The sequence below is a fragment of the Alcaligenes faecalis genome (genome assembly GCF_002443155.1).
In the GTDB taxonomy this organism is placed as follows: domain Bacteria; phylum Pseudomonadota; class Gammaproteobacteria; order Burkholderiales; family Burkholderiaceae_B; genus Alcaligenes; species Alcaligenes faecalis.
The window spans coordinates 1291804-1315866 of sequence record NZ_CP023667.1; the positions used below are offsets into that span (position 1 = coordinate 1291804).

General features: G+C 55.3%; 18 protein-coding genes. 13 read left to right on the plus strand and 5 right to left on the minus strand.

What is annotated here, in order from left to right; all coding sequences use genetic code 11:
- Positions 1–298 precede the first annotated feature (298 nt).
- The gene (gene pcaF, locus CPY64_RS05960) at positions 299–1504 is read left to right on the plus strand and encodes a 3-oxoadipyl-CoA thiolase (protein ID WP_042487885.1); all 1206 of its coding nucleotides are present in this window, start codon (positions 299–301) and stop codon (positions 1502–1504) included.
- On the opposite strand, the gene CPY64_RS05965 is transcribed toward pcaF, so the two are convergent.
- On the minus strand, positions 1505–1975 hold the full coding sequence (locus CPY64_RS05965; RefSeq protein ID WP_052363017.1) for a DUF192 domain-containing protein: 471 nt from the start codon (positions 1973–1975) through the stop codon (positions 1505–1507). It abuts the gene before it with no gap.
- A 46-nt stretch (positions 1976–2021) separates the two neighbouring features.
- Positions 2022–2267, minus strand: a complete 246-nt coding sequence (locus CPY64_RS05970; RefSeq protein ID WP_003801483.1) for a cold-shock protein — start codon at positions 2265–2267, stop codon at positions 2022–2024.
- 165 nt (positions 2268–2432) lie between these two features.
- Between CPY64_RS05970 and clpS the strand changes: the two genes are divergently transcribed.
- The 11 genes from clpS (at position 2433) to CPY64_RS06025 (ending at position 17643) form a co-directional block, all read left to right on the plus strand.
- Positions 2433–2756 carry an ATP-dependent Clp protease adapter ClpS gene (gene clpS / locus CPY64_RS05975; RefSeq protein ID WP_026482895.1) on the plus strand — a complete coding sequence of 108 codons (324 nt, stop codon included), beginning with the start codon at positions 2433–2435 and terminating at the stop codon, positions 2754–2756.
- Positions 2757–2849: 93 nt separating this feature from the next.
- A complete protein-coding gene (gene clpA / locus CPY64_RS05980; RefSeq protein WP_042487883.1) occupies positions 2850–5171 on the plus strand; it encodes an ATP-dependent Clp protease ATP-binding subunit ClpA in 2322 nt (773 codons plus the stop codon).
- Between the two features lie 3 nt (positions 5172–5174).
- Positions 5175–6464 (plus strand): paraquat-inducible protein A, encoded by a 1290-nt coding sequence (locus tag CPY64_RS05985; protein ID WP_042487880.1) that lies wholly within the window; start codon positions 5175–5177, stop codon positions 6462–6464.
- A 10-nt stretch (positions 6465–6474) separates the two neighbouring features.
- On the plus strand, positions 6475–8127 hold the full coding sequence (locus tag CPY64_RS05990) for a PqiB family protein (RefSeq protein WP_042487877.1): 1653 nt from the start codon (positions 6475–6477) through the stop codon (positions 8125–8127).
- A complete protein-coding gene (locus CPY64_RS05995; RefSeq protein ID WP_042487873.1) occupies positions 8124–8738 on the plus strand; it encodes a PqiC family protein in 615 nt (204 codons plus the stop codon). The genes CPY64_RS05990 and CPY64_RS05995 overlap by 4 nt, the downstream gene beginning before the upstream one ends.
- A gap of 112 nt (positions 8739–8850) precedes the next feature.
- Entirely contained in the window at positions 8851–12624 is a 3774-nt protein-coding gene (gene putA / locus CPY64_RS06000) for a trifunctional transcriptional regulator/proline dehydrogenase/L-glutamate gamma-semialdehyde dehydrogenase (protein WP_042487871.1), read from the plus strand.
- Positions 12625–12753: 129 nt separating this feature from the next.
- Entirely contained in the window at positions 12754–13911 is a 1158-nt protein-coding gene (locus tag CPY64_RS06005; RefSeq protein WP_042487868.1) for a branched-chain amino acid ABC transporter substrate-binding protein, read from the plus strand.
- Positions 13912–14040: 129 nt separating this feature from the next.
- Positions 14041–14973, plus strand: a complete 933-nt coding sequence (locus CPY64_RS06010) for a branched-chain amino acid ABC transporter permease (RefSeq protein WP_042487864.1) — start codon at positions 14041–14043, stop codon at positions 14971–14973.
- Positions 14970–16076, plus strand: coding sequence for an ABC transporter permease subunit (locus CPY64_RS06015; RefSeq protein WP_021446748.1), 1107 nt, complete (start codon positions 14970–14972; stop codon positions 16074–16076). Before CPY64_RS06010 ends, CPY64_RS06015 begins: the two co-directional genes overlap by 4 nt.
- Positions 16073–16909, plus strand: a complete 837-nt coding sequence (locus CPY64_RS06020) for an ABC transporter ATP-binding protein (protein ID WP_042487862.1) — start codon at positions 16073–16075, stop codon at positions 16907–16909. The genes CPY64_RS06015 and CPY64_RS06020 overlap by 4 nt, the downstream gene beginning before the upstream one ends.
- The gene (locus CPY64_RS06025; RefSeq protein ID WP_021446747.1) at positions 16906–17643 is read left to right on the plus strand and encodes an ABC transporter ATP-binding protein; all 738 of its coding nucleotides are present in this window, start codon (positions 16906–16908) and stop codon (positions 17641–17643) included. The genes CPY64_RS06020 and CPY64_RS06025 overlap by 4 nt, the downstream gene beginning before the upstream one ends.
- 155 nt (positions 17644–17798) lie before the next feature.
- On the opposite strand, the gene CPY64_RS06030 is transcribed toward CPY64_RS06025, so the two are convergent.
- Positions 17799–19688, minus strand: a complete 1890-nt coding sequence (locus CPY64_RS06030; RefSeq protein ID WP_052363015.1) for an ATP-dependent nuclease — start codon at positions 19686–19688, stop codon at positions 17799–17801.
- An 839-nt stretch (positions 19689–20527) separates the two neighbouring features.
- Entirely contained in the window at positions 20528–21217 is a 690-nt protein-coding gene (locus tag CPY64_RS06035) for a VIT1/CCC1 transporter family protein (RefSeq protein ID WP_042487860.1), read from the minus strand.
- 413 nt (positions 21218–21630) lie between these two features.
- Between CPY64_RS06035 and CPY64_RS06040 the strand changes: the two genes are divergently transcribed.
- Complete coding sequence (locus CPY64_RS06040) at positions 21631–22308, plus strand: type 1 glutamine amidotransferase domain-containing protein (RefSeq protein WP_042487858.1); 678 nt, start codon at positions 21631–21633, stop codon at positions 22306–22308.
- A gap of 600 nt (positions 22309–22908) precedes the next feature.
- Here the strand turns inward: CPY64_RS06040 and rlmF are convergent.
- A complete protein-coding gene (gene rlmF, locus CPY64_RS06045; RefSeq protein ID WP_042487856.1) occupies positions 22909–23946 on the minus strand; it encodes a 23S rRNA (adenine(1618)-N(6))-methyltransferase RlmF in 1038 nt (345 codons plus the stop codon).
- Positions 23947–24063 lie beyond the last annotated feature (117 nt).

The following is a 24063-nucleotide window of genomic DNA, read 5'->3' on the forward strand; positions in this document are numbered from 1 at the left end:
CAGTATGCCATGGGGGCGCTTGGCGTGGGGCTTGCCCCCGATAAGCCAGGGTGGATGCAGGCGGGTGTGAGGCTTTACTATTAGCTGTGGTTTGTTTTTCTTTATTCGCTCTTGATATCTGCATTTAATGAGCAATAGATGGCTTTGGACATGAAACATGAAAGCGACCGCGTAGCGGACAGCCCTTGGTGTGGGTAAATGAGCTTCTGTGCTCAAGCGCTACTATCAAAACAGTAGATTTCGAGCGCTCTTCATAGTGCTCTCGCGCGATTTTATTCAAGTTATCAGGGTGAATTTCATGAGTCAGGACGCCTTTATTTGTGACGCAATTCGTACGCCATTCGGACGTTATGGTGGTTCGCTGTCCGCTGTGAGGGCGGATGACCTGGGTGCGGTGCCTATTGCCGCGCTGATGAAGCGCAATCCCCAAATCGATTGGAGCAAGCTGGATGATGTGATGTACGGCTGCGCCAACCAGGCGGGTGAAGACAACCGTAACGTGGCACGTATGTCTGCGCTGCTGGCCGGCTTGCCCGTGGATGTGCCCGGCGTAACCTTGAACCGTCTGTGCGGTTCGGGTCTGGACGCGATTGGTTCGGCCGCTCGCGCGATTCGCGCCGGCGATGCCTCCTTCATCCTGGCCGGTGGTGTGGAAAGCATGAGCCGCGCTCCCTTTGTCATGGGCAAGGCTGAAACGGCTTTCTCGCGCAGCGCAGGCATTTACGACACCACGATTGGCTGGCGCTTCATCAACAAGGCCATGAAAGAGCAGTACGGTGTGGACTCCATGCCCGAAACAGCTGAAAACGTAGCTCAGCAGTTCAATGTGTCCCGCGAAGACCAGGACGTGTTTGCCCTGAATAGCCAGCTGCGTGCTGCTGCCGCCCAGGAAGCCGGCATTCTGGCTGAAGAAATCACCCCCGTGATCATTCCCCAGCGCAAGGGCGATCCCATTGTGGTGGACAAGGACGAGCATCCACGTGCCACGACCCTGGAATCCCTGACTCGTCTGAAACCTGTCGTGCGTGCCGATGGCACTGTGACGGCCGGTAATGCTTCTGGCGTGAACGACGGTGCTTGCGCGCTGTTGGTCGCCAACAAGGCAACCGTAGAAGCTCAGGGTCTGACTCCACGCGCTCGTGTGGTGGCCATGGCCTTTGCTGGTGTGGAACCGCGCATCATGGGTATTGGCCCGGCACCTGCCAGCCAGAAAGTCCTGGCTTTGGCCGGTCTGACGCTGGATCAAATGGATGTGATCGAGCTGAACGAAGCCTTCGCCGCCCAAGGTCTGGCGGTGACTCGTATGTTGGGTCTGGCTGACAATGATCCGCGCGTGAACCCGAACGGGGGCGCGATTGCTCTGGGTCACCCTCTGGGTGCCAGCGGTGCGCGTCTGGCGATTGCGGCTATCAACCAATTGCATCGCACAGGCGGACGCTACGCCCTGTGCACCATGTGTATTGGTGTCGGCCAGGGCGTGGCCTTGATTCTCGAGCGCGTCTAACTAAGGTTGCAGGGCAGGCAGGCCGGTGATTTTCTCGCCGGCCTTTTTGTCTGCTTGCTTGAACCAGCCTTGTTCCATCTCCAGGGCATAGCGCACAGGTCGCACCGGGCAGTGGGATTGAAGATCAAAGGGCTGCATGGCCTCGATATTGGTAATTGTGCCTTCATCGGTAATAAAGGCGATATCCAGCGGCAAGGGCGTATTCTTCATCCAGAAGCAAGGCATTCCGGTTTGCTCGAATACGAATAACATGCCGTGATCGGGGGCCAGGCTTTCTCGATGCATCAAGCCTTGAGCACGAGTCTCGTCGCGATCGGCCACTTCAGCCTGGATTTTTTTGGAACCCAGGGTCAGTGTCAGGGTGGGAAGAGTCTCATCCGCCTGGGCCGGGGCGCTAATACAAAGCGCTGCCAGAAGACAGGCAAAAAAAACAGGGCGCGCAGGCCCCGTAGTCGTAGTGCGATACTGCATGTGTGTTGCGAACCTGCTTTTGTTAGAATCGAGAGCGCAAGAGATCTTAAGGCGAAGTAATATTAAGTGCCTGCTTGCCTTTAGGGCCTTGGGCGACTTCATACAGAACTTTCTGGCCTTCTTTCAAAGTCTTGAACCCGTTCATCTGAATGGATGAAAAATGAGCGAAGAGATCTTCGCCGCCGTTATCGGGTGTAATAAACCCAAAGCCTTTGGCGTCATTGAACCACTTAACGGTCCCGGATAGTTTTTGATTGTCTCCAGTGCCTGCGGTGGTGGTAGTTTCCGACATGCTTGCTGCCTCTCAACTTAGTGTATGGTTGATACTTTTTTCGGCCCCTCCCTGGGCCTGTGATCGCGGCACCCCACTTTTTATTGTGAAGTTGACACGATCAGTCGGATGATGCTGAATTTTGTTCCCCCCAGTCAACCTATGGAAAGCACCTAGTTCTGTATTATGGCCATTGAGATCGATAAGCAAGGCGCCACAACGGTAGAGCGCCAATCCGCGCGGCTTGCCCCACCACCCATGTATCAGGTCATCTTGCTCAACGATGACTACACACCCATGGAATTTGTGGTGAATATACTGGAGCGGGTGTTTGCCAAAACGCCTGAGCAGGCCGAACAGCTTATGCTTAAAGTACATTACGAGGGTCGGGCTGTCTGTGGTGTGTATCCCCGCGACATCGCGGCCACCAAGGTGGAAATTGTGCGACAACTGGCGCAGTCGCGACAGCACCCTTTACAGTGCGTGATGGAGCCGGTGCCTGATGCTTGACCATTTAATGGTTTACCGTATTGTTCAGATCAGGCAAATTAGTCATAGAATAGCCTTAACCCCTAGTTTTACTCTTGCCGTGTAGGAGGAAGCATGATCTCCGAAGAACTTGAAGTCAGTCTACACATGGCCTTTGTCGAGGCTCGTGCCGCGCGCCATGAATTCATCACGGTAGAGCATCTGCTGTTGTCCCTGCTCGATAACGCCTCCACCCTGGAGGTGTTGAAAGCATGTGCTGCCGATATTGATGCACTGCGCCAGAATCTGCGTAAATTCATTAACGAAAATACGCCCACATTCCCTGGCGAAGGCGAGGTCGATACCCAGCCCACCTTAGGTTTTCAGCGTGTGATACAACGTGCCATCATGCACGTATCGTCCAGCAACTCCGGTAAAAATGTGGTTTCCGGCGCCAACGTGCTGGTGGCGATGTACGGGGAAAAAGACTCGCATGCAGTGTATTACCTGCAGCAACAAGGCGTCTCGCGCCTGGATGTGGTCAATTTCCTCTCGCACGGTATCACCAAGGCCAATCCGGAACCCGCTGCTCCTGAGCCTCCCAAGGCTGCCGCAGCGGCGGAAACGGATACCCGCTCGGACGCCCAGAAATCTCCGCTGGATCTATACGCTACCGACCTGAATACCGAAGCCAGCCTGGGTCGCATTGACCCCTTGATTGGCCGTGAAAAGGAAGTGGAGCGCGTCATCCAGGTTCTGTGCCGTCGCCGCAAGAACAACCCCTTGCTGGTGGGCGAGGCAGGCGTGGGTAAAACTGCGATTGCCGAAGGCCTGGCCCTGCGCATCCAGCGTGGCGACGTGCCGGACATTCTTGGCGAAGCGCGCGTCTACGCACTGGATATGGGGGCCTTGCTGGCCGGTACCAAGTATCGGGGCGACTTCGAGCAACGCCTGAAAGCGGTGCTCAAGCAGCTCAAGGAAACTGCCCAGTCCATTTTGTTTATCGACGAAATCCACACGCTGATCGGCGCCGGTTCGGCGTCGGGCGGCACGCTGGATGCGTCCAACTTGCTCAAGCCTGCGCTGTCCTCCGGTCAGCTCAAGTGTCTGGGTGCGACCACTTACTCGGAATACCGCGGAATTTTCGAAAAAGACCACGCCCTGTCGCGTCGTTTCCAGAAAATTGATGTAGCCGAGCCTACGGTGGAGCAGACCATCCAGATTCTGCGTGGGTTGAAGTCCAATTTTGAAGAGCACCACGGCGTGCGTTACTCGGCAGCTGCCCTGACGGCGGCGGCGGAGTTGTCTGCCCGTTATATCAATGACCGCTTCCTGCCTGACAAGGCCATCGACGTCATCGACGAGGCTGGTGCAGCGCAGCGCTTGCTGCCACGCTCCAAGCAGAAAAAGGTTATCGGCAAGGCCGACATTCAGGCAACGGTGTCGCGTATTGCGCGCATTCCGCCCCAGACAGTCTCCAGCGACGATCGCAATAAGTTGGCAACCTTGGCACGCGATCTGAAATCGGTGGTGTTTGGCCAGGATGTGGCAATTGACGCCCTGGCAGCGGCCATCAAGATGGCGCGCTCCGGTCTGGGTCTGCCCGACAAGCCTATCGGCTCCTTCCTGTTCTCCGGCCCGACCGGCGTGGGTAAAACCGAAGTGGCGCGTCAACTGGCCTTTGTGCTGGGTGTAGAGCTGCTGCGCTTTGATATGTCCGAGTACATGGAACGTCACACCGTATCGCGCCTGATCGGTGCGCCTCCGGGCTATGTGGGCTTTGACCAGGGCGGTTTGCTGACCGAAGCCGTGACCAAACAGCCGCACTGCGTGTTGCTGCTGGACGAGATCGAGAAAGCGCATCCGGACGTCTATAACATCCTGCTGCAGGTGATGGATCACGGCACGCTGACGGATAACAACGGCCGCAAGGCAGATTTCCGCAACGTCATCCTGATCATGACCACCAACGCTGGTGCCGAAGCGCTGAACAAGACCAGCATTGGCTTTACCCAGCCCCAGCGATCGGGTGACGAAATGCAGGACATCAAGCGTCACTTCTCGCCAGAGTTCCGCAACCGTCTGGACGCGATTATTGGCTTCAAGCCTTTGTCGCGCGACATCATCCTGCGTGTGGTGGACAAGTTCCTGATGCAGCTGGAAAACCAGTTGCACGAGAAGCGCGTCGAAGTGTCCTTCTCGGACGCCTTGCGCGAGCATCTGGCGGCCAAGGGCTTCGATCCCGCCATGGGTGCCCGCCCAATGCACAGGCTTATTCAGGACACTATTCGCCGTGCTCTGGCCGACGAGCTGCTGTTTGGTCGTCTGGTCGATGGTGGCCAGGTCGAGGTCGATCTGGACGAGAACGGCGAGGTGGTACTGGAATATCCTTCTTCAGGACCTGATGAGCCCGGCAGCAAGGCTTCTTCGCGTCCCGAGCCGGAACTAGTCGACTAAGCCGTGAGGGCATCGCGCCCCTTGATCGTCTGTACGCATTGTGACACCGTACACGAGCGAGTCCCCGTTCAAGAAGCGGGGCTCGCTCGTTGTGTGCGTTGCGATACCGAACTTTACCGCCACAGCCGCTTTTCGCCTCGCGAATGGCAAGCGCTGGTTCTGGCGGTTTTCATTCTTTTTCTGATTGCCAACCTGTTTCCCGTCGTCCATCTGAGCATGGCGGGCAAAACGGTTTCTCCCACCTTTCCCAAAGCCTTGTTGCTGATCTGGCAGCAGGGATACTGGGGCCTGTCCGTGATGGCGGGGCTGGTGGGCTTCTGGCTACCGCTGTTTCAACTGATCTTCCAGTTCTGGGCCTTGGGATTGATTGCCCGAGAAAAGCCCTTGCCGGGCGATTTTGGTATTGGCCTGCGGGCCTTGAGCCATCTGGAACATTGGTCCATGACGGCCGTGTTGTTCCTGGGCCTGATTGTGGCCATGGTGAAGTTTGCCGGAATTGGGCATTTGATGATTGCGCCGGGCCTGTATGCCTTTTTCGCGCTGACTTTCCTGCTGACCGGCTTGAGCCGCATTACGGCAGGGCGTCTGTGGCGCTGGGCAGAGGATCGTGATCTGGTGCCCGTTTCGACCCGGCAGGTCTTGAAAGAGCATCCGTCCTGGAGCGCCTGTACCCACTGTGGCTTTGTGCAGTCCAGCCAAAAACAGGATTGTGACCGTTGTGGTGCAACCGTTCATAAACGCAAGCCCAATAGCCGTACACGGGTTGCCGCCCTGGTGCTGACGGCCTGCGTATTCTATATTCCTGCCAATATCCTGCCTGTCATGGAACTGCGCAGCATTTTGGGCAGTAGCGCCCATACGATTCTGGGGGGCGTCATTGAGCTCTGGCAGCTGGGTTCCTGGGACCTGGCGCTGATCGTGTTTATCGCCAGTATTGTCGTCCCCATTACCAAGCTCCTGGCGTTGATGATTCTGTTGTCGGGACGTCGCTGGCGGGGCAATGCGGTGCAGCGTCAACGCAATCGCCTTTACGATATGGTCGAGCTGATTGGTCAATGGTCCATGCTGGACGTATTCGTGGTGGTCCTGATGGCTGCCTTGGCCAACTTCCCCGGCCTGTCGCAGATTATTCCTGGGGCAGGGGCCTTGAGCTTTGGCATGGTGGTGGTCTTGACCATGCTGGCTGCGCTCAGCTACGACCCTCGGCAAGGCTGGGACCAGGATACCCACGAAGAACAAAGTATAGAACCGCAACAAAAGCCGTCTCCGCCTGCATCACAGGCGACTTCCTGAAGGAAATAAGGTGCACGATCCAACAACTAACCCGCCTGACGGTCAGACCGAGCCCGCACAGCCCAAACTGATCCCCTCCCAGCGATCCCGATTCTCCTGGATCTGGATTTTGCCTATTGCGGCTGCCCTGGTGGGGGCGTCTTTGGTACTGCGAAACTGGATGTTGACCGGGCCTCGCATCACCATCAGCTTCGACTCAGCCGAAGGCTTGGCGGTAGACCAGACCAAGCTGCGGTATCGCGAGGTGGATGTGGGCACAATCTCCGATATTCAGGTGGCCCCCGATCGCAAAGGGGTGATTGTGACGGCGCAACTGGAGCGGGATGGCTCGGAGTTCATTACACAAAAAGACACGCGTTTTTGGGTTGTGCGTCCACGCTTGGGTTTGAGTGGTGTCTCGGGCCTGGGTACCTTGTTATCGGGTGTGTATATTGGCGTAGACGCGCCTTTTGAAACAGACAAAAAGGGCGAGCAACTGGAATTTGTAGGCTTGGAAAGTCCGCCTGAAGTGACCAGTGGCCGTGCCGGCAAACGCTATGTACTGACAGCGCCTGAGCTTGGCTCGCTGGATCTGGGCTCGCCCGTGTACTACAAGGGCATACAGGTGGGGCAGGTCAGCAGCTACGAGCTGAACGAAGAAGGCGATGGGGTGCGTGTGCAGGTGTTTGTGGATGCGCCCAATGATAAATTCGTGACACAAGGCTCGCGCTTCTGGAACGTCAGTGGTGTGAACATGTCCCTGGATTCCACTGGCTTTAATGTGCGCACGCATTCTTTGGTTTCTGCCTTGGCAGGTGGCTTGGCCTTTGATCAGATGGAAGGCGAGCCTACCGATGTCGCCGCTGCTGATACGCAGTACGAGCTGTTCTCCACCCAGAATCGCGCCATGGCCGAACCGGATGGTCCGGCCGTCGAGCTGCGTTTCCACTTTCATCAGTCCGTGCGAGGTCTGGTGCCGGGCTCCAAGGTTGAGTTCCGTGGCCTGGAGCTGGGTCAGGTCTACGACGTGGATCTGGAGTTCGACTTTGAGCGCAAACGTTTCTTTGCCCTGGTCAAAGCGCGTATCTATCCGCAGCGCTTTGGTCGCTTGTACGAGCGTGTTGTGGAAACCCGTCCGGATGAAAAAGATCCGATGACAGCCTTGTTCAAGCCAATGGTGGAACGTGGCCTGCGTGGTCAGTTGCGTCCTGCCAGCTTGATTACTGGCCAGCAGTACATTGCCCTGGAGTTCTTCGACAAAGCGCCCGAAGCGGACTTTGATGAAAACGCCAAGCCATTGGTGGTGCCCGTCATCGCTGGCGACTTCGACCGTTTGCAGGAGCAGGTCAGCGATATCGTGACCAAGATTGCCGCTGTCCCCTTCGATCAGATTGGCAAGAACCTGCAAAGCGGGCTGACGGAGCTGGGTCAGGTGCTCAAGCAGCTGGACAAGACGACAGTGCCGCAACTGAATGGTGCGCTCAAATCCATGGACGCGGCGGTTCAGAAGCTGGGCGCCATGCTGGACTCGGACTCTTCCTTCAATACTTCTGTGGATCAAACCTTGAGCGAGCTGAAGCGCTCCTTGCGATCCCTGCGTGATTTAAGCGATACCTTGCAAAGCCAGCCCTCGGCGGTCTTGCGAGGCCGTTCCCCTGACGTGCTGCCGGAGCCTGCGCCATGAAGTCTCGTTTTCTGATTCCCGTGGCGTTCGCCGGTTTGCTGACGGCTTGCGCCTCGACCACACCCACTTACTACACCTTGCAAGCCTCCAATGCCGCTCCGGCGGCTGCGGCTCCTTCCACGCAAGTGTGGAAGGGCTTTCAGCTGCGACGCATGGATGTGCCTGCCCAATTGGACCGTCGATCCTTTGTGCTGACGCAGACGGCGGGCGGGCAGGTTAACCTGCTCAACGATAGCCAGTGGGCATCGCCCTTGCCCGATGAAATGTCTCTGGCCTTGGCGTCCGGTTTACAGGATCGGCTGGGCGTTCCGCAGCTGGCCAGCGCTGCTGCGAAAACACCGCTCTGGCAGATTGATGTGCTGGTGCAGCGCTTTGAGTCTGTCTATGGGGAGCGCGCTACGCTGGAGTTGAGCTGGACCCTGACGCCGCTCGGTTTTGAGGGCAAGACTCAGCAATGCCGCTGGTTGGATACCGAGCCTGCATCCTCGGTACCCGAGCTGGTGCAGGCGCATCGCCAATTGCAGCAGCGCTGGGCGGATGCACTGGCTGCTCAAATGCAAGGTAAACCTGTCCCGGTTAACCTGAACAAGGCCATGCTCTGCGTCAGTTAACCTTTCAAGTTAACTTTTTCTTATGCGGGTTAACCTGGATACGAATTTGGGTTAACCGTCAGTATTATTTCGGCATATCGCAGTCAACAAAAGCGTAACCGGGATAAGAAGCATGGCGAGCACAACCTTAGGGATTAAAGTCGATATAGAACTGCGCGAGCGTCTGCGACGTGCGGCTGATCAGTTGCAGTGCACCCCGCACTGGCTGCACAAGCAGGCTTTGTTGTCCTATATCGAAGGCATAGAACGAGGTGTGCTGCCTAGCGAATTAGCGCTGCTAAGTGGGGGCGACTCAGAGGCTGTCGAAGATGGTGTGCTGATGCCATCTATCCCGTTTTATGGCTTTGCTCAAGATGTGCAACCGCAAAGCGTGTTGCGCGCTGCCATTACCGCCGCCTACCGCCGTCCAGAAACCGATTGCATGCCTTTGCTGCTGAGTGCAGCGCGTTCCTCTCAAAGTGCTCGTGCCCAGGAGCTGGCCGCTCGTCTGGTCAAAGCCCTGCGCGCCAAGCGTCGTGGCGGTGGTGTAGAAGGGCTGATCCAGGAATTTTCCCTGTCCAGCCAGGAAGGCGTGGCCTTGATGTGCCTGGCCGAAGCCTTGCTGCGTATCCCTGACCGCGCCACACGTGATGCCTTGATTCGCGACAAGATCAGCCACGGTGACTGGCGGGCGCACATGGGCGAGTCCCCCTCGCTATTCGTGAATGCCGCTACCTGGGGTCTGATGCTGACAGGTCGTTTGGTCAGCGTGAATAGCGAAAAGAATTTGTCCTCCGCCTTGACCCGCATGATCGGCAAGGGCGGTGAGCCCCTGATCCGCAAAGGCGTGGATGTCGCCATGCGCATGATGGGCGAGCAGTTCGTGACCGGGCAAACCATTGCCTCGGCGCTGGCCAATAGCCGCAAATTTGAAGAGCAGGGCTTCCGTTATTCCTACGACATGCTGGGCGAGGCCGCGACGACAGCGGAAGACGCGCAGCGTTACTACCAGGCATACGAGCAAGCGATCCATGCGATTGGTCGTGCCAGTCAGGGCCGCGGGATTTACGAAGGTCCTGGCATTTCCATCAAGCTGTCTGCATTGCACCCGCGCTACAGCCGCTCCCAGCGTGATCGCGTCATGCGTGAACTGTTCCCGCGCTTGTTGTCCCTGGCGCAACTGGCTCACCACTACGATGTGGGGCTGAACATTGACGCAGAAGAAGCGGACCGTCTGGAAGTGTCCTTGGACTTGCTGGACAAGCTGTGTTTCGACCCGTCTTTGGCAGGTTGGAACGGCATTGGTTTTGTGGTGCAGGCCTATCAAAAGCGCGCGCCTTTTGTCATTGATTATCTGATTGATCTGGCCCGTCGCAGCGGTCACCGCTTGATGCTGCGCCTGGTGAAAGGTGCATACTGGGATTCGGAAATCAAACGTGCCCAGGTGGATGGTCTGGAAGACTACCCCGTCTACACCCGCAAGGTGCACACGGATGTGTCTTACCTGGCTTGCGCTCGCAAGCTCTTGCAGGCTCCGGAAGCCGTCTACCCGCAGTTTGCGACACACAATGCACAAACCCTGGCCGCCATTTACGTGATGGCGGGTCAGAATTATTACACTGGTCAATATGAGTTCCAGTGCCTGCACGGCATGGGCGAGGATCTGTACGATGAAGTCGTCGGCCCGATCAAGGATGGCAAGCTGAACCGTCCTTGTCGTATCTACGCACCCGTCGGTTCTCACGAAACCTTGCTGGCTTATCTGGTGCGCCGTCTGCTGGAAAACGGTGCCAATACCTCCTTCGTGAATCAGATTGGCGATGCCGATGTGAACATGGAGCAACTGATTGCCGACCCCGTGGCTCAGGCTTTGAGCCTGCAACCTTTGGGTCGTCCACACGACAAGATTCCGCTGCCGCGCCAGTTGTACTGGGATGCCGAGCAGCGCTTGAACTCGGCTGGCCTGGATTTAAGCAATGAGCATCGCCTGGGCTCTTTGGCCGCCACCTTGATGCAAACCGCTGCCTTGCCACGTCAGGCTCAGCCTATCCTGGGTCAGGGCAATCCGGTCTGGGATGAGTCCAAGGCAACGATTGTGCGCAATCCGGCCAATCATCAGGATGTAGTGGGGCAGGTCATGTACGCCACCGCGCAGGATGTGGAGCAGGCTCTGGAAGCCGCCAGCCACTATGCGCCCATTTGGCAGGCCACGCCGGTAGAAGAGCGTGCCGCCGCCCTGCAGCAAGCCGCCCAACTGTTGGAAGACAATATGCAGGACTTGATGGGCCTGCTGGTGCGTGAAGCTGGCAAGTCCTATGCGAATGCGATTGCAGAAGTGCGTGAAGCCGCGGACTTCCTGCGCTATTACGCCGGGCAAGTTCTGCGCGACTTTGATAATGATGAGTACCGCCCTGTGGGTGTGGTGCTGTGCATCAGCCCCTGGAACTTCCCCTTGGCTATTTTCCTGGGTCAGGTCTCGGCGGCTCTGGCTGCAGGCAACGTCGTCCTGGCCAAGCCAGCTGAACAAACCTGCTTGATTGCGGCGGCCGCTGTCGAGCTGCTGCACAAGGCAGGGATTGCTCCCGGTGCCTTGCAGCTTCTGCCCGGCGATGGCCCCTCTGTGGGCGCGCCGTTGGCTGCCAGTGAGCAGGTGAATGCCGTCATGTTTACCGGCTCAACCGCTGTCGCCATGGGCTTGAACCGTCAATTGGCCAAGCGTCTGACGGCAGACGGCCAGGCCGTCCCGCTGATTGCCGAAACGGGTGGCTTGAACGCCATGGTGGTCGACAGCTCGGCCTTGCCTGAGCAGGTGGTGTTTGATGTCCTGAACTCGGCCTTTGACTCGGCCGGCCAGCGTTGTTCCGCCTTGCGCCTGCTGTGCATTCAGGAAGATGTGGCCGAGCGTGTGCTGAACATGCTCAATGGTGCCATGCAGGAACTGAGCGTGGGCAATCCCGATCTGCTCAGTACCGATGTAGGCCCGGTGATTGATGAAGAAGCCCGCTCCGGTATTGAAGAGCACATCAGTGCCATGCGTGAGGCAGGTTTTCGCATCACCCAAAGTGAACAAAGCCGCAGCCTGACAGGGACGTTTGTTTTGCCGACCATTATCGAGATCGAGCAGGTCAAGGATCTGGAGCGCGAAATTTTCGGCCCCGTTCTGCACGTAATGCGTTTCAAGCGCAGCGAGCTGGACAGCCTGATCAATCAGATCAATGAACGCGGTTACGGTCTGACTTTTGGCGTGCACACCCGTCTGGATGAAACCGTAGAGCGTGTCGTTTCGCGCATTCACGCTGGTAATGTTTATGTAAACCGCAATATGGTGGGTGCGGTAGTGGGCGTACAGCCTTTCGGTGGTGAAGGTCTGTCGGGTACTGGCCCCAAAGCAGGCGGCCCCTTGTACCTGCGCCGACTGCTTAGCCGTTGCCCGCAGAACCTGCCTTTGCAAAGCTGGCAGGAGCAGGGCGTAGTCTTGCCCGGCCCGACAGGCGAAGCCAATATGTATCAGCTGCATCCACGGGGGCGAGTCCTGTGCATGCCCGTCAGCGTGCACGGCTGGCAAGCTCAGCGCGAGGCCTGCGCACGCAGTGGCAATCAGGCCATCTTGCTGGATCGTTTGGGTCTGGGCGGCTGGCAGGATGCCCCTGCCGAGCAAATCACCATGTCCGATTTGGGTGAGGCAGATTATGATGCTGTTTTGTTTGAAGGCGACAGCGACGAACTCCGGCAAGTGCTGGGCCAAGTGGCGGAACGCCGTGGCCCCATTGTTGGGGTTCAGGGCTTGTTGACACAGGAATTGGAGGGGGGCGCGGCATACGTGGTCGAGCGTTTGCTGCGCGAAGTCTCGGTCAGTACCAATACAGCGGCAGCTGGGGGCAATGCCAGTCTGATGATGGTCGGTTGATCTCAGCGGGCACCCATTTTTATGCACACGTTTGGTCGCACATTTCACCTGGAGCGGCGGCCCTGCGTTCATTCTCACGGCACGGGCCGACAAGTAGCGCGGCTATATTAAAAAACGAAGGAGAACAATATGCAGTCCATCACGAGCTTTAAATTGGCCTTGGTTTCGACAGTAGTTTTCGGTGCATTGGCAGCTAGCCCTGCTTTTGCTGCTGACAAGGTGATCAAGCTGGGTTTTTCGGCCCCCTTGACCGGCCCGCAGGCTCACTACGGTGAAGACATGCGCAATGGTCTGGTGCTGGCGCTGGAAGAAGCCAACGCCCAGAAAATTGAAATTGATGGCGCGACCGCCCGTTTTGAACTGGTGGCCAAGGATGACCAGGCTGACCCGCGTACGGCGGTTCAGGTGGCTCAGCAAATTGTGGACGACGGTGTTGATGGCGTATTGGGCCACTTCAACTCGGGCACCACCATTCCGGCTTCGCGTGTGTACAACGACGCGGGCATCCCCCAGATCGCCATGGCAACTTCCCCTGAGTACACTCAGCAAGGTTACGACAACACCTTCCGCATGATGACCAGCGACACCCAGCAAGGTGCGGCTGTGGGCCAGTTCATCGTCAAGGATCTGGCGGCCAAGAAAGTGGCCCTGATCGACGACCGTACCGCTTACGGCCAGGGTCTGACTGACCAGGTTGCCCGTGCGGTAGAAAAAGCAGGTGGCCAGATCGTGGCCCGTGAATACACCACGGACAAAGCCAACGACTTCACCTCCATTCTGACCAACATCAAGTCCAAGGCACCCGATGCCATCTTCTTTGGTGGTCTGGATGCGCAATCCGGCCCCATGAAGCGTCAGATGCAGACGCTGGACATCAAGGCACCGTTAGTTTCGGGTGAAATGACACGCAGCGACACCTTCCTGCGTTTGGCTGGCAATGCTGCCAACGGCACTTACGCGTCCCTGGCTGGTGTACCGCTGTCCACCATGGCTGCGGGTGAAAAATTCGCCAAAGACTACCAGGCCCGCTTCAAGGCTGAGCCCGGTGTTTACGCTCCGTACGCCTACGATGGCGCCTGGAACATGATCACCGCCATGAAAGAAGCCGGTTCTTCCAAAGCGGAAGACTACCTGCCCAAGCTGGCCGCCTTGAAGCGCAACGGCGCCACCAGCAGCAACATTGCCTACGACCAGAACGGCGACCTGAAAGAAATCGCCGTCACCATCTACGAAGTTAAAGATGGCAAGTGGACGATGGTGAAAACCATGGTCAGCCAGGCTAACTAAAGTACGTTTGATCCTGCAGTTTGAGCCCTTCGGGGCTCATCTTTACCGTGGCCTGTGTTTGGCAGGCCCACGCTCCCTGTTCTATCGCCCTGCGCTGGGGCAGGGAGCAATGACCACGAGTCCCAATCTATGGAAATCCTGATACAACAACTAATAAATGGCCTGACCGTGGGCAGTGTCTACGCCCTGGTGGCGCTGGGCTACACCATGGTGTATGGAATTATTGGCCTGATTAATTTTGCGCATGGTGATGTAGTCATGGTTGGGGCGATGCTGGCCACGACAGTAGTGTTATCGCTGGTCGGCGCGGACCCGGCAGGGCTGTCCGCCTGGCTGATGGTGGGGCTTGCCCTTTTAGCCGCTATTCCCGTCTGCATGGGCATAGGCTGGACTGCCGAGCGTTATGCCTATCGACCCTTGCGCCGGGCACCACGTCTGGCTGCACTGATCACTGCCATTGGTGTGTCCTTTATTGTGCAGAACCTGGCCATGATGATCTGGGGGCGCAATTACCTGAGCTTCCCGCACATTATTGAACCCATGGTGTTCCAGCTGGGCGACGCGCGTATCAGCTTGCTGCAGATTCTGATTATTGGTGGTGCCGCTGTGATCATGTCCGGCTTGATGGTGCTGGTGCACCGCACCCGTCTGGGCACCGCCATGCGTGCAACCGCCCAGAACCGCGAAGTGGCCGGCTTGATGGGGGTGAACATCAATACCGTGATTTCCGCCGCTTTTGTCATTGGCTCGGCCTTGGCTGCCGTCGCGGGCGTCATGATTGTGACCTACTACGGTGTCGCCCAATACACCATGGGCTTCATGCTGGGCCTGAAAGCCTTTACCGCCGCCGTTCTGGGTGGCATTGGTAATTTGGGTGGTGCCATGCTGGGTGGCTTGCTGCTGGGCTTGATCGAAGCTCTGGGCGCAGGCTACATCGGTGACCTGACCAATGGGGTCTTTGGCAGTAACTATCAGGATGTGTTCTCTTTTATCGTGCTGATCTTGGTGCTGATTTTCCGTCCCTCGGGCCTGTTGGGTGAACGTGTGGGAGATCGCGCATGAGTCTGAATCAAACCCTAAGTGGCGCTGGCTCCAAACAGCGCCCCGCAACGCCCGCTAAAGTCTGGGTCGGTGCGTTATTGATTGGTGTAGTGCTGGCCATTTTGCCTTTCGTGCTGGGCATGGCCGGTCAAAGCTGGATTCGCACCCTGAACTTTGCCTTGTTGTATGTGATGCTGGCCCTGGGCCTGAACATTGTGGTGGGTTTTGCCGGTCTGCTGGATCTGGGCTATATCGCTTTCTATGCCGTGGGGGCCTATGTCTGGGCCATGCTGGCATCGCCGCATTTTGGTCTGCACCTGCCGTTCTGGATGGTGTTGCCAGCCGGTATCGCTCTGGCTGCTGTATTCGGTGTGCTACTGGGCTTTCCAGTCCTGCGCTTGCGAGGCGACTATCTGGCGATTGTGACTCTGGGTTTCGGTGAAATTATCCGCATCTTCATGAATAACCTGGATGCGCCGGTCAATATTACCAACGGCCCGCAAGGGATCAACCGGGTCGATACCTTCAAGATTGGCGACTTCATCTTCGGCAAGGCGGAAACCCTGTTTGGTATACGGATTACCGGGCCAGAGAAATACTATTACCTGCTTCTGCTGATCACGCTGCTGATCGTATTCATCTGCGTGCGCTTGCAGCACTCCCGTATCGGCCGTGCCTGGGAAGCCATTCGTGAGGATGAAATCGCAGCCAAGGCCATGGGGATCAATACCCGTAACGTCAAACTGCTGGCCTTTGCCATGGGTGCAACTTTTGGTGGTGTGGCAGGGGGCTTGTTTGCTTCCATGCAAGGCTTCGTCAGCCCAGAGAGTTTCAGCCTGACAGAATCCATTTCCGTGCTGTGCATGGTGGTGCTGGGTGGTATGGGCCATATTCCTGGCGTGATTGTGGGTGCTTTGCTGCTCTCCGTATTCCCCGAACTGCTGCGCTCTGTCGTGGTACCGCTGCAGCAAAGCGTGTTTGGCGACGTGATTCTGGATCCGGACGGCATCCGTATGCTCTTGTTCGGCTTTGCTTTGGTACTGGTCATGATCTATCGCCCTGAAGGCCTGTGGCCCTCGGCAGTGCGCCGTCGTGAACGCAAAATGAAGCAGGTGCAAGCATGAGTTTGAGCATGAACCAACAAGTAAAAGACGGCGAGGTGCTGTTGCAGGCAGAAGGCTTGTCCAAACGCTTCGGCGGTTTGCAGGCCTTGTCCGAAGTCAGCTTCAGCATTCGCAAGGGCGATATCTACGGTCTGATCGGCCCGAACGGCGCGGGTAAAACCACGCTGTTCAACGTGATGACAGGCTTGTACATCCCCGAGTCGGGCCGCTGCACCTTTGCAGGCCGCAACCTGACCGATTGCAAACCCCATCAAATCGCTGAATCCGGTTTTGCACGTACCTTCCAGAACATCCGCTTGTTCGGCAGCCTGTCTGCCCTGGAAAACGTCATGATCGGCCGCCACGTCCGCACTCATGCAGGCGTGTTGGGAGCGGTGCTGCGTAACCGAGCTACCCGTCAGGAAGAAGAACAGATCGAGGCCCGCGCCTACGAGCTGCTGGATTACGTAGGCATTGCCCAGCACGCCAACGAGATTGCCCGGTCCTTGTCCTACGGCGACCAACGCCGCCTGGAAATTGCCCGTGCATTGGCAACTGATCCTATGCTGCTGGCACTGGATGAACCCGCTGCCGGCATGAACCCGTCAGAGACAGTAGTCCTGCGCCAGCTAATAGAAAAAATCCGTGGTGACGGTATTACCGTTCTGTTGATCGAACACGATATGAAGCTGGTCATGGGCCTGTGCGACCGAGTTTTAGTACTGGAATACGGCAAAGTGCTGGCCGAAGGCAAACCCGCTGAAGTCCAACATAACCCGCGCGTGATCGAAGCCTATCTGGGCGCAGGTGCAGCTAAAGATCTGGGTATTACCGTTGAAGAGGAGCAGGCATGAGTACAGAACCGTTGATGCTGGATATTCGGGGTCTGGATGTGGCTTATGGCGGCATCCGGGCGGTACGTGGCTTGGATCTGCGAGTGGGCAAGGGTGAACTGGTTTGCCTGATCGGTGCGAACGGCGCCGGTAAAAGCACGACGCTGCGAGCCATCACAGGCCTGGTGCCTGCTGCTGCAGGACAGATCGAACATCAAGGTGAAAGCATCGTCGGCCTTCCATCGCACCAACTGGTACGTCGTGGTGTGGTCATGGTGCCGGAAGGTCGGGGGATTTTTCCGCAACTGACGATCGAAGAAAACCTGGCCATGGGGGCGTATACCCGCAAGGACCACCACGAAGTGCGCCAGGATATCGAGCGTATCTATACCTTGTTCCCGCGTTTGGCTGAGCGTAAAAAACAATCAGCAGGGACTTTGTCGGGTGGGGAACAGCAGATGGTGGCAATGGGACGGGCGATGATTTCCCGGCCTTCATTGCTGCTGCTGGATGAGCCTTCCATGGGTCTGGCACCGATTATGGTCGAGCGGATTTTTGAACTGATCCAGACGATTGCTAAGGAAGGCGTGACGATTCTGCTGATCGAGCAGAATGCGCGACTGGCTTTAGAACTGGGAGATCGGGGATATGTAATGGAGTCGGGGCGGATTATACTGGAAGGCCCGGCTGCGCAGTTGCTGCATGATCCGAAAGTTAGGGCGGCGTATCTGGGGGAAGAGGATTTTGCGGCGTAAGTAGGATTTAGGGTTGAAGAAAAAGCCAATTAGCTCAGAGCTGATTGGCTTTTTGATTTTTGTGCTGGGTCTTATGAATAGCCTAGTTGCATGGCCGCTACTCAACATCACGGCATAAAGATAGCAACATCAAATTTCTCTTAACTAAGTGTCCGTTACTCTCGCTGTGCATCAAATTGGGCGTCAAAAAAATCAAGGACTAAAACCATTCTATCTATGGCTGATTGTGGCAACGCCTCACCGCTACCCGAGGCACATTCCTCTGCTAAATACCAACCCAACTGCTTTTTGGTAGGAGGTTTTCCCAGCTCCATCTTTTCCGCGGCCAAAGTCAATGTTTCCTCACCGAGGAGCTTCTCTAATGCCATGCCAGTGTATTGCGGAAGCACTTGCCCCAGGGTAAGGATTGAGCTTTTATTCAGAAACCAAGTCGCGAGATAATTCTCGCGTGCTTTGCGCCCCTCTTTGTCGTCATCTAACAAGATGGCGAACGACATTCCTTGACCAAGCATCTGGCTCACAATCGGCCCTGACGCTCCAGAACCCGTTCCAGGTACGAGATTAAAGCGATGGCGATCTCCGGATAAGGTTTTAGCGATTCTAAGTGCGTAATAATCCGAAATTCCTTCTACAATTAAATATGGTCCCGAGCCGATGACTTCGGGAGCCACATACTCCAGTTTTTCTATTACTGGTTGAAAGTAGCTAGAACGGGTCGGATACTGTGCAACGAACTGGCGATAGGATGTCGCGGTGATACATGTTGGTGTAGTATCCAGACCAAAATTCTCTGATTTATCATAGTCGAGTGCAGCGTTTTCGACTATATACGCTGAGCCAAGCCACTGAGGATTAATCATGTGATGGCTGTGCGTAGAATAAATTATTCTATTACCATTGGATGCAATTCGAGAAAAACTAGTTAGAAGCTCTGCCTGTGCTTTAGCATGTAGATTTGCCGCAGGTTCGTCAAAGATAAATACAGTTTTCCGACTTTTTTTCTGCTTAAATCCTGTAAAAAGAAGAAAAGAAAAAAACCATCTAAATCCTAGAGACCTTTCATTTATGGCGTAACGAGACTCGCCATCAGAGACAAAAAATGACGCGTAGGGCAAATTATTCTTCTCTGCATCAACATTCCATTCAACCGTGATACTCTTTGCGGATATCGCGCGTTGAAATATTTTTTGCCAGCTTCCCAAAACTTCACGAGTAATTGCATTTGAGAGTTTTTGAAATACAGAGTCAATTGGTGTTTTGCTTGGGCTGCCGAACAGCATAGAAAGCCAAAATGGATTTCCTTCACTTTCTTTAAAGTCCTCGATCCGCTTGCAAACATGTTTTTCAAGATCTAGGCCCTCTCCCAAGTTATCAAGAATATCCTGTAAAACATATCGATAATGTCGGTTAGTGGGCTTTTCACCCTCATGCTCCCGCAAGTAGATACGTGCAGGCATATCTACCAGAAAGGTGGGGAAATAAGCAATCTGCTCTAAATTTGATTCAATTTTACTCACGCATTGGAGCCAAAGATCAGGCTCTCCAGAGTCTTGTTCAGGGCGCTCATAGGGCTTAAATGTGGTCGCTCTTCCTTTTTTTACACGAATCGGGATATGCCAGTACGAATTGGTCTGACCTAGAGTGCTGTCCTGGAAAGTGAACGTACGGACGACAGCGAATGGTGCAGTTAAGGCATCAGAGTCCAAGGATAATTTTTGTGCTTTCGCCAGTTTGACAAGTGCCTCGATGTCTTCTGAATCAAGTTGGATGGTGCCTTCGATTTCTATCTTTCCAGTAAAAGCCGCTTTGCGGTGGAGAGGAATTAAATTGAGAGCAGACGCCTTGGCAAAAGAACCCTCGAAAAGACTTGCGATTGATTTATCACCGCTGACGAAATGGGAAATGGCTTCCAGTAAAGTGCTTTTACCGCTTTCATTTAGGCCGATAAGAGTAAGAACAGGGCTGGAGGTTCGGGTTTCGAGATCGATTGCCACGTTCTCAGCACCTTTGAAGTTTTTTATTTTAAAGCGAGTAATTCGTGGCATTATAGTTTTCTCCCGAAGATCATGTTATGAGAGTTATTGTAGCCGCCTAATTGAAGTGTCTACCTAGATCACAATTCCAAGGTCGATTTTGTGGCAAGAACATGGAGGAATTGCTGGCAGTGTCAACCGGGGGCTGGCGTTAAATCGTCAACTTTATGAATATATTAGACCGGTTGCCTATAACGGAGCAGCGTGCAGGATAACAGCGTCATGAGCAGGTCTGCAAAGTACGACTTCATCTGGACCTCGGTTGATATTTAGCACCCCATCAAAGCGGTGTGCCAAACACCAATTTCGTAGTGCGGTTTTCATGCGATCATGCTCATAATCACAGTGCTCACTAGTGAATTGCAATAAAGAGACACCATTGAAGTTGGCTAGCTTCAAGGGGTGTGCTGTGGTCAACGTTAGCCTGTATGGGGGCCGTCCATTGATCATGCTGTGTTCGCGTGCTGAATTGTCATAATGGGCCGCGCTGTTCTCATTGCGTGTGCACCAGAGCGCGCGCGAGTCGTCCATTTCAACGTTTGTGGATATCGTACCGCCGTGCCAGAGGATTGTGCCTTGCGACATTGTGAAATGTTGATTGCCACCACACTCCCAGATTTTGGTTAAGGCCGCCACACGTTCCTTGGCTTTGTGTGCCTCTGTCGGTTGAGCTGGGGTCGGATTTGCTAGCACCTCGATGGGGGCTGGACTCTCGCAAGCTGCGTGGGATTGTGGTTGTTTTTTTGAGTAAAACCAGCCGAAGATAGACATCCCTACGCCCTTCACAGTAACGGAATAACTCAGCTTATCAGCCAAATATCCGTATGGCATTTTCAAAGAAGGTTCTGCAATTAAGCGGCCACACTAAACAACGCACCGACGCCAGCCGTTAGTCCCATCGCCAACGCCCCCCAGAAGGTCACGCGGGCGGTTGAGACAAACAGAAGAGCGCCTCCTGCCTTGGCAGCGATCAAGCCTAACAGTGCCAGAAAAAGCAGCGAGCTGCCTGCGACGTACCACATGAGTGCAGAGGTCGGGAGCAAAAGAACTACCAGCAAAGGAAGCAGGGCGCCTGCTGCAAACGTCGAAGCGGAGGCTAGTGCAGCCTGTGCCGGTTTAGCCGCCAAGGTCTCTGATATGCCAAGCTCGTCTCGCGCATGGGCCCCGAGTGCGTCGTGAGCCATAAGTTGGGTCGCTACATTTGAAGCCAGGTTTTCATCCAAGCCCCGATTGACATAAATAGCAGTGAGCTCTGCATGCTCTTGTTCGGAGGCCTTAGTCAACTCTGCTTTCTCGCGGGCCAGATCCGCATTCTCTGTATCGGCTTGGGAGCTGACCGACACATACTCACCCGCAGCCATAGACATGGCCCCAGCGACCAGGCTGGCAACGCCCGCCACAAGAATGCTCTTTGTGCTTGCCCCTGTAGCCGCCACCCCCAAGACCAAGCTTGCTGTAGAGACAATCCCGTCATTCGCACGAAGAACCGCAGCACGAAGCCATCCTGTCCGGTGCGTCTTGTGTCTTTCTGTATGTCTCATGGGTAGCCTCAGGTTGATGTGTGATGGCCTACTGAACCGGCGGTTTGATTAATGACCTTCTTACGCTAAGCACGCGCTTTCAGTCTCGGCATGTAATTAGAAAGTATCAGGAGCAATAGTAATTCGATGTTGATGCAAACAGTCTCTTCAGTACGCTGTTTTCAGCAGAAAACGGCGGTGAATCCATAGACAAAATTCTTCCTTTGTGCCTGACTGATGTTAGCCAGACTGGCAATGTTAAATCCGCCGTCTGTCTGTTTGAGTCAAGGTCGGGCTCAGGCAAGCCTGAAACGGACGGCGATCTCGGCAGTCGTCGCAGGTTTTGATCGGCATACTCACCAGCAGCCGTTTTGGTAAGCTGATGATTGGCATGGCTGTTTGCTTTCCTATCCTCCATTCAAAGAAGGTGCTCCATGAAGATTTTGATGGTTCTTACTTCGCACGATCAACTGGGCAACACTGGCCAAAAAACGGGTTTCTGGCTGGAGGAGTTCGCCGCGCCTTACTACGTCTTTAAGGACGCGGGCGCGCAGATCACGGTCGCTTCGCCGCAGGGTGGACAAGTGCCACTGGACCCAAAGAGCGACGATCCAGCGGCGCAAACCGATGATACCCGTCGTTTCAAGGATGATCCGACGGCTCAGTCCGTATTGGCCGAGACGCAACAGCTCACGGACGTTGTGGCCACCGACTTTGATGCCGTGTTCTATCCGGGCGGGCATGGGCCTTTATGGGATCTAGCCGAAGATCCCACATCGATCGCACTGATCGAAACCATGCTGGCCGCGGGCAAGCCGGTCGCTGCCGTCTGCCACGCCCCAGGCGTGTTGCGCCATGTGAAATCGGCTGACGGCACCCCGCTGGTTCGAGGCAAGTCGGTTACTGGTTTTGCCAACAGCGAGGAGGAGGCTGTCGGTCTGACCGACATCGTGCCATTCCTGGTGGAAGACATGTTGAAAGGCAATGGTGGCAATTACAGCAAAGGCAATAACTGGCAACCCCATGTGGTCAGCGACGGCCTGCTGATCTCTGGTCAGAATCCGGCGTCATCCAAACTCGCCGCTGAGGCCTTGCTGAAGCTCTTGGGCTGAACCCGCCTGCACCAACGATGCTGTGCGCAGCATCGTTGGTGCAGGCGGACTTCGGGCTTGGTTAGCCGACAGCAGACGCTCAGAATCATCGTCTATAGATGAAAACCCGCTCGTTCGTATCGCTGTTTATGGGTAAAGTGAAACAACGTGACTTCAGCCAACGCTCATGAGGGCCGATAGACAGCAACGCTGTTGTCCAGAAACCAAGTTAGAAGGGACTCGTACACGGTCATTTTTAAATCATTAAGGAGAGTATTCATGGCACTTAAACCAGGACCAAAGCCGATAGCAAAATCAACAGGTAAACCAGATCAGCGCCGTCGTGATAACAAGACCACACCAGGGAACACTCCATCACTGAAGCCTAGCAAATCTAGCAATCCCCCAAAAAATAAATAATAAGGGGCTCTAGTTGATTTTTCCTACTATCCCGATAGTCGATCGGATCTGCGCGAAATGCCGCGCAGTCCGCTCACATCTACCTTGGATGACGGCTCTTGACCGATGATTTGATCGCTCACTCTTGGCCGTGAGTCGACATCTTCAGCGCTTTACACCCGTCAAACCTGTTTTTGCTTATCACCTTCAGCGCGGAAAGAGCTATTTATGAGCCTTGTGTTTCGCTAAACGTTTGACATAAGCGTACCGCCAACGCTCACTGCGCCAAGCCTCTTGTTCTCCAGCATCAAGAAACGTCCAGGCCACGAAGCGGCTTTGCTTTTGTCCTTGCGTCATTTCTACGGTTTTGACCTTAACCGCTTTAGCCTTTTTTAAGGCATTCAACACACCGGGTACGTTCGAGGCTTTGGACACCAAGGTACTGAACCAAAGCACTTGCCCGCCTACGGTCACGCTTTCTTCTATCATGTGGCGGATGAAAAGCGCCTCGCCTCCTTCACACCACAACTCCGTCTTCTGCCCACCAAAGTTCAGCACGGGAGCACTCTGCTTGGGCGCGGCCTTACCCAAACCACGCCATTTACGTTGACTAACGCTTGCTGCCTCTTCCTGCGATGAATGGAAGGGAGGGTTGCACAGTGTCAGGTCAAAGTAATCGTTTGCGCCCAGCAAGCCCTTGAAAATATGTCTGGGCGACTTCTGCTGGCGTAACTTGATTGCAGCCGATAAACCAGGATTCCCGTGAATAATGCTTCGTGCAGAAGTCAGCGCATCTGCATCGATATCCGATCCTAAAAATTGCCACCCATATTCGGTATTACCAATCAATGGGTAGATAGCATTTGCGCCCACGCCAATATCAAGGACACGTACTGCCTCACCACGGGGAATGGCTCCCTTATTGCTGTTGGCCAGCAGATCGGCCAGATAGTGCACGTAATCGGCACGCCCCGGAATAGGAGGGCAGAGGTAATTGGCCGGAATATCCCAATGCGCTATGCCGTAAAAGCTCTTCAGAAGAGCACGATTCAGGGTTTTGACGGCACTCGGATCAGCGAAGTTGATACTCTGATCACCGTACGGATTCAAGAAAACGAAAGCAGCCAGTTCGGGCGTTTCTTCGATGAGAGCATCAAAGTCGTAACGGCCCTGATGGCGGTTACGCGGATGGAGTTGAGCCGCCGTTTTGTTTGAAGTGGGTAATTCAGCGTTGGAATTACCTTTTTTGGGAGAGGGCATTGAAATCCGAAATTGGCCTGGGTAAGTCTGAATCGTGGCGCTAGTACGTTTTTAAAGCAAAGTGTCAGGACTAAGGAAGGGGCGGTGCTTGCTGCGCCAAGGCATTTTGCATCGCAT

Excerpts from the sequence above, each read along its gene's own strand:
- CPY64_RS06035 (WP_042487860.1), bottom strand. The coding sequence starts at position 21,217 with ATGAGACATACAGAAAGACACAAGACGCACCGGACAGGATGGCTTCGT.
- CPY64_RS06020 (WP_042487862.1), top strand. The coding sequence starts at position 16,073 with ATGAGTTTGAGCATGAACCAACAAGTAAAAGACGGCGAGGTGCTGTTG.
- clpS (WP_026482895.1), top strand. The coding sequence starts at position 2,433 with ATGGCCATTGAGATCGATAAGCAAGGCGCCACAACGGTAGAGCGCCAA.
- clpA (WP_042487883.1), top strand. The coding sequence starts at position 2,850 with ATGATCTCCGAAGAACTTGAAGTCAGTCTACACATGGCCTTTGTCGAG.
- CPY64_RS06005 (WP_042487868.1), top strand. The coding sequence starts at position 12,754 with ATGCAGTCCATCACGAGCTTTAAATTGGCCTTGGTTTCGACAGTAGTT.
- CPY64_RS06040 (WP_042487858.1), top strand. The coding sequence starts at position 21,631 with ATGAAGATTTTGATGGTTCTTACTTCGCACGATCAACTGGGCAACACT.
- CPY64_RS06015 (WP_021446748.1), top strand. The coding sequence starts at position 14,970 with ATGAGTCTGAATCAAACCCTAAGTGGCGCTGGCTCCAAACAGCGCCCC.
- putA (WP_042487871.1), top strand. The coding sequence starts at position 8,851 with ATGGCGAGCACAACCTTAGGGATTAAAGTCGATATAGAACTGCGCGAG.
- CPY64_RS06025 (WP_021446747.1), top strand. The coding sequence starts at position 16,906 with ATGAGTACAGAACCGTTGATGCTGGATATTCGGGGTCTGGATGTGGCT.
- CPY64_RS06010 (WP_042487864.1), top strand. The coding sequence starts at position 14,041 with ATGGAAATCCTGATACAACAACTAATAAATGGCCTGACCGTGGGCAGT.
- CPY64_RS06030 (WP_052363015.1), bottom strand. The coding sequence starts at position 19,688 with ATGCCACGAATTACTCGCTTTAAAATAAAAAACTTCAAAGGTGCTGAG.
- CPY64_RS05995 (WP_042487873.1), top strand. The coding sequence starts at position 8,124 with ATGAAGTCTCGTTTTCTGATTCCCGTGGCGTTCGCCGGTTTGCTGACG.
- CPY64_RS05965 (WP_052363017.1), bottom strand. The coding sequence starts at position 1,975 with ATGCAGTATCGCACTACGACTACGGGGCCTGCGCGCCCTGTTTTTTTT.
- pcaF (WP_042487885.1), top strand. The coding sequence starts at position 299 with ATGAGTCAGGACGCCTTTATTTGTGACGCAATTCGTACGCCATTCGGA.
- CPY64_RS05970 (WP_003801483.1), bottom strand. The coding sequence starts at position 2,267 with ATGTCGGAAACTACCACCACCGCAGGCACTGGAGACAATCAAAAACTA.
- rlmF (WP_042487856.1), bottom strand. The coding sequence starts at position 23,946 with ATGCCCTCTCCCAAAAAAGGTAATTCCAACGCTGAATTACCCACTTCA.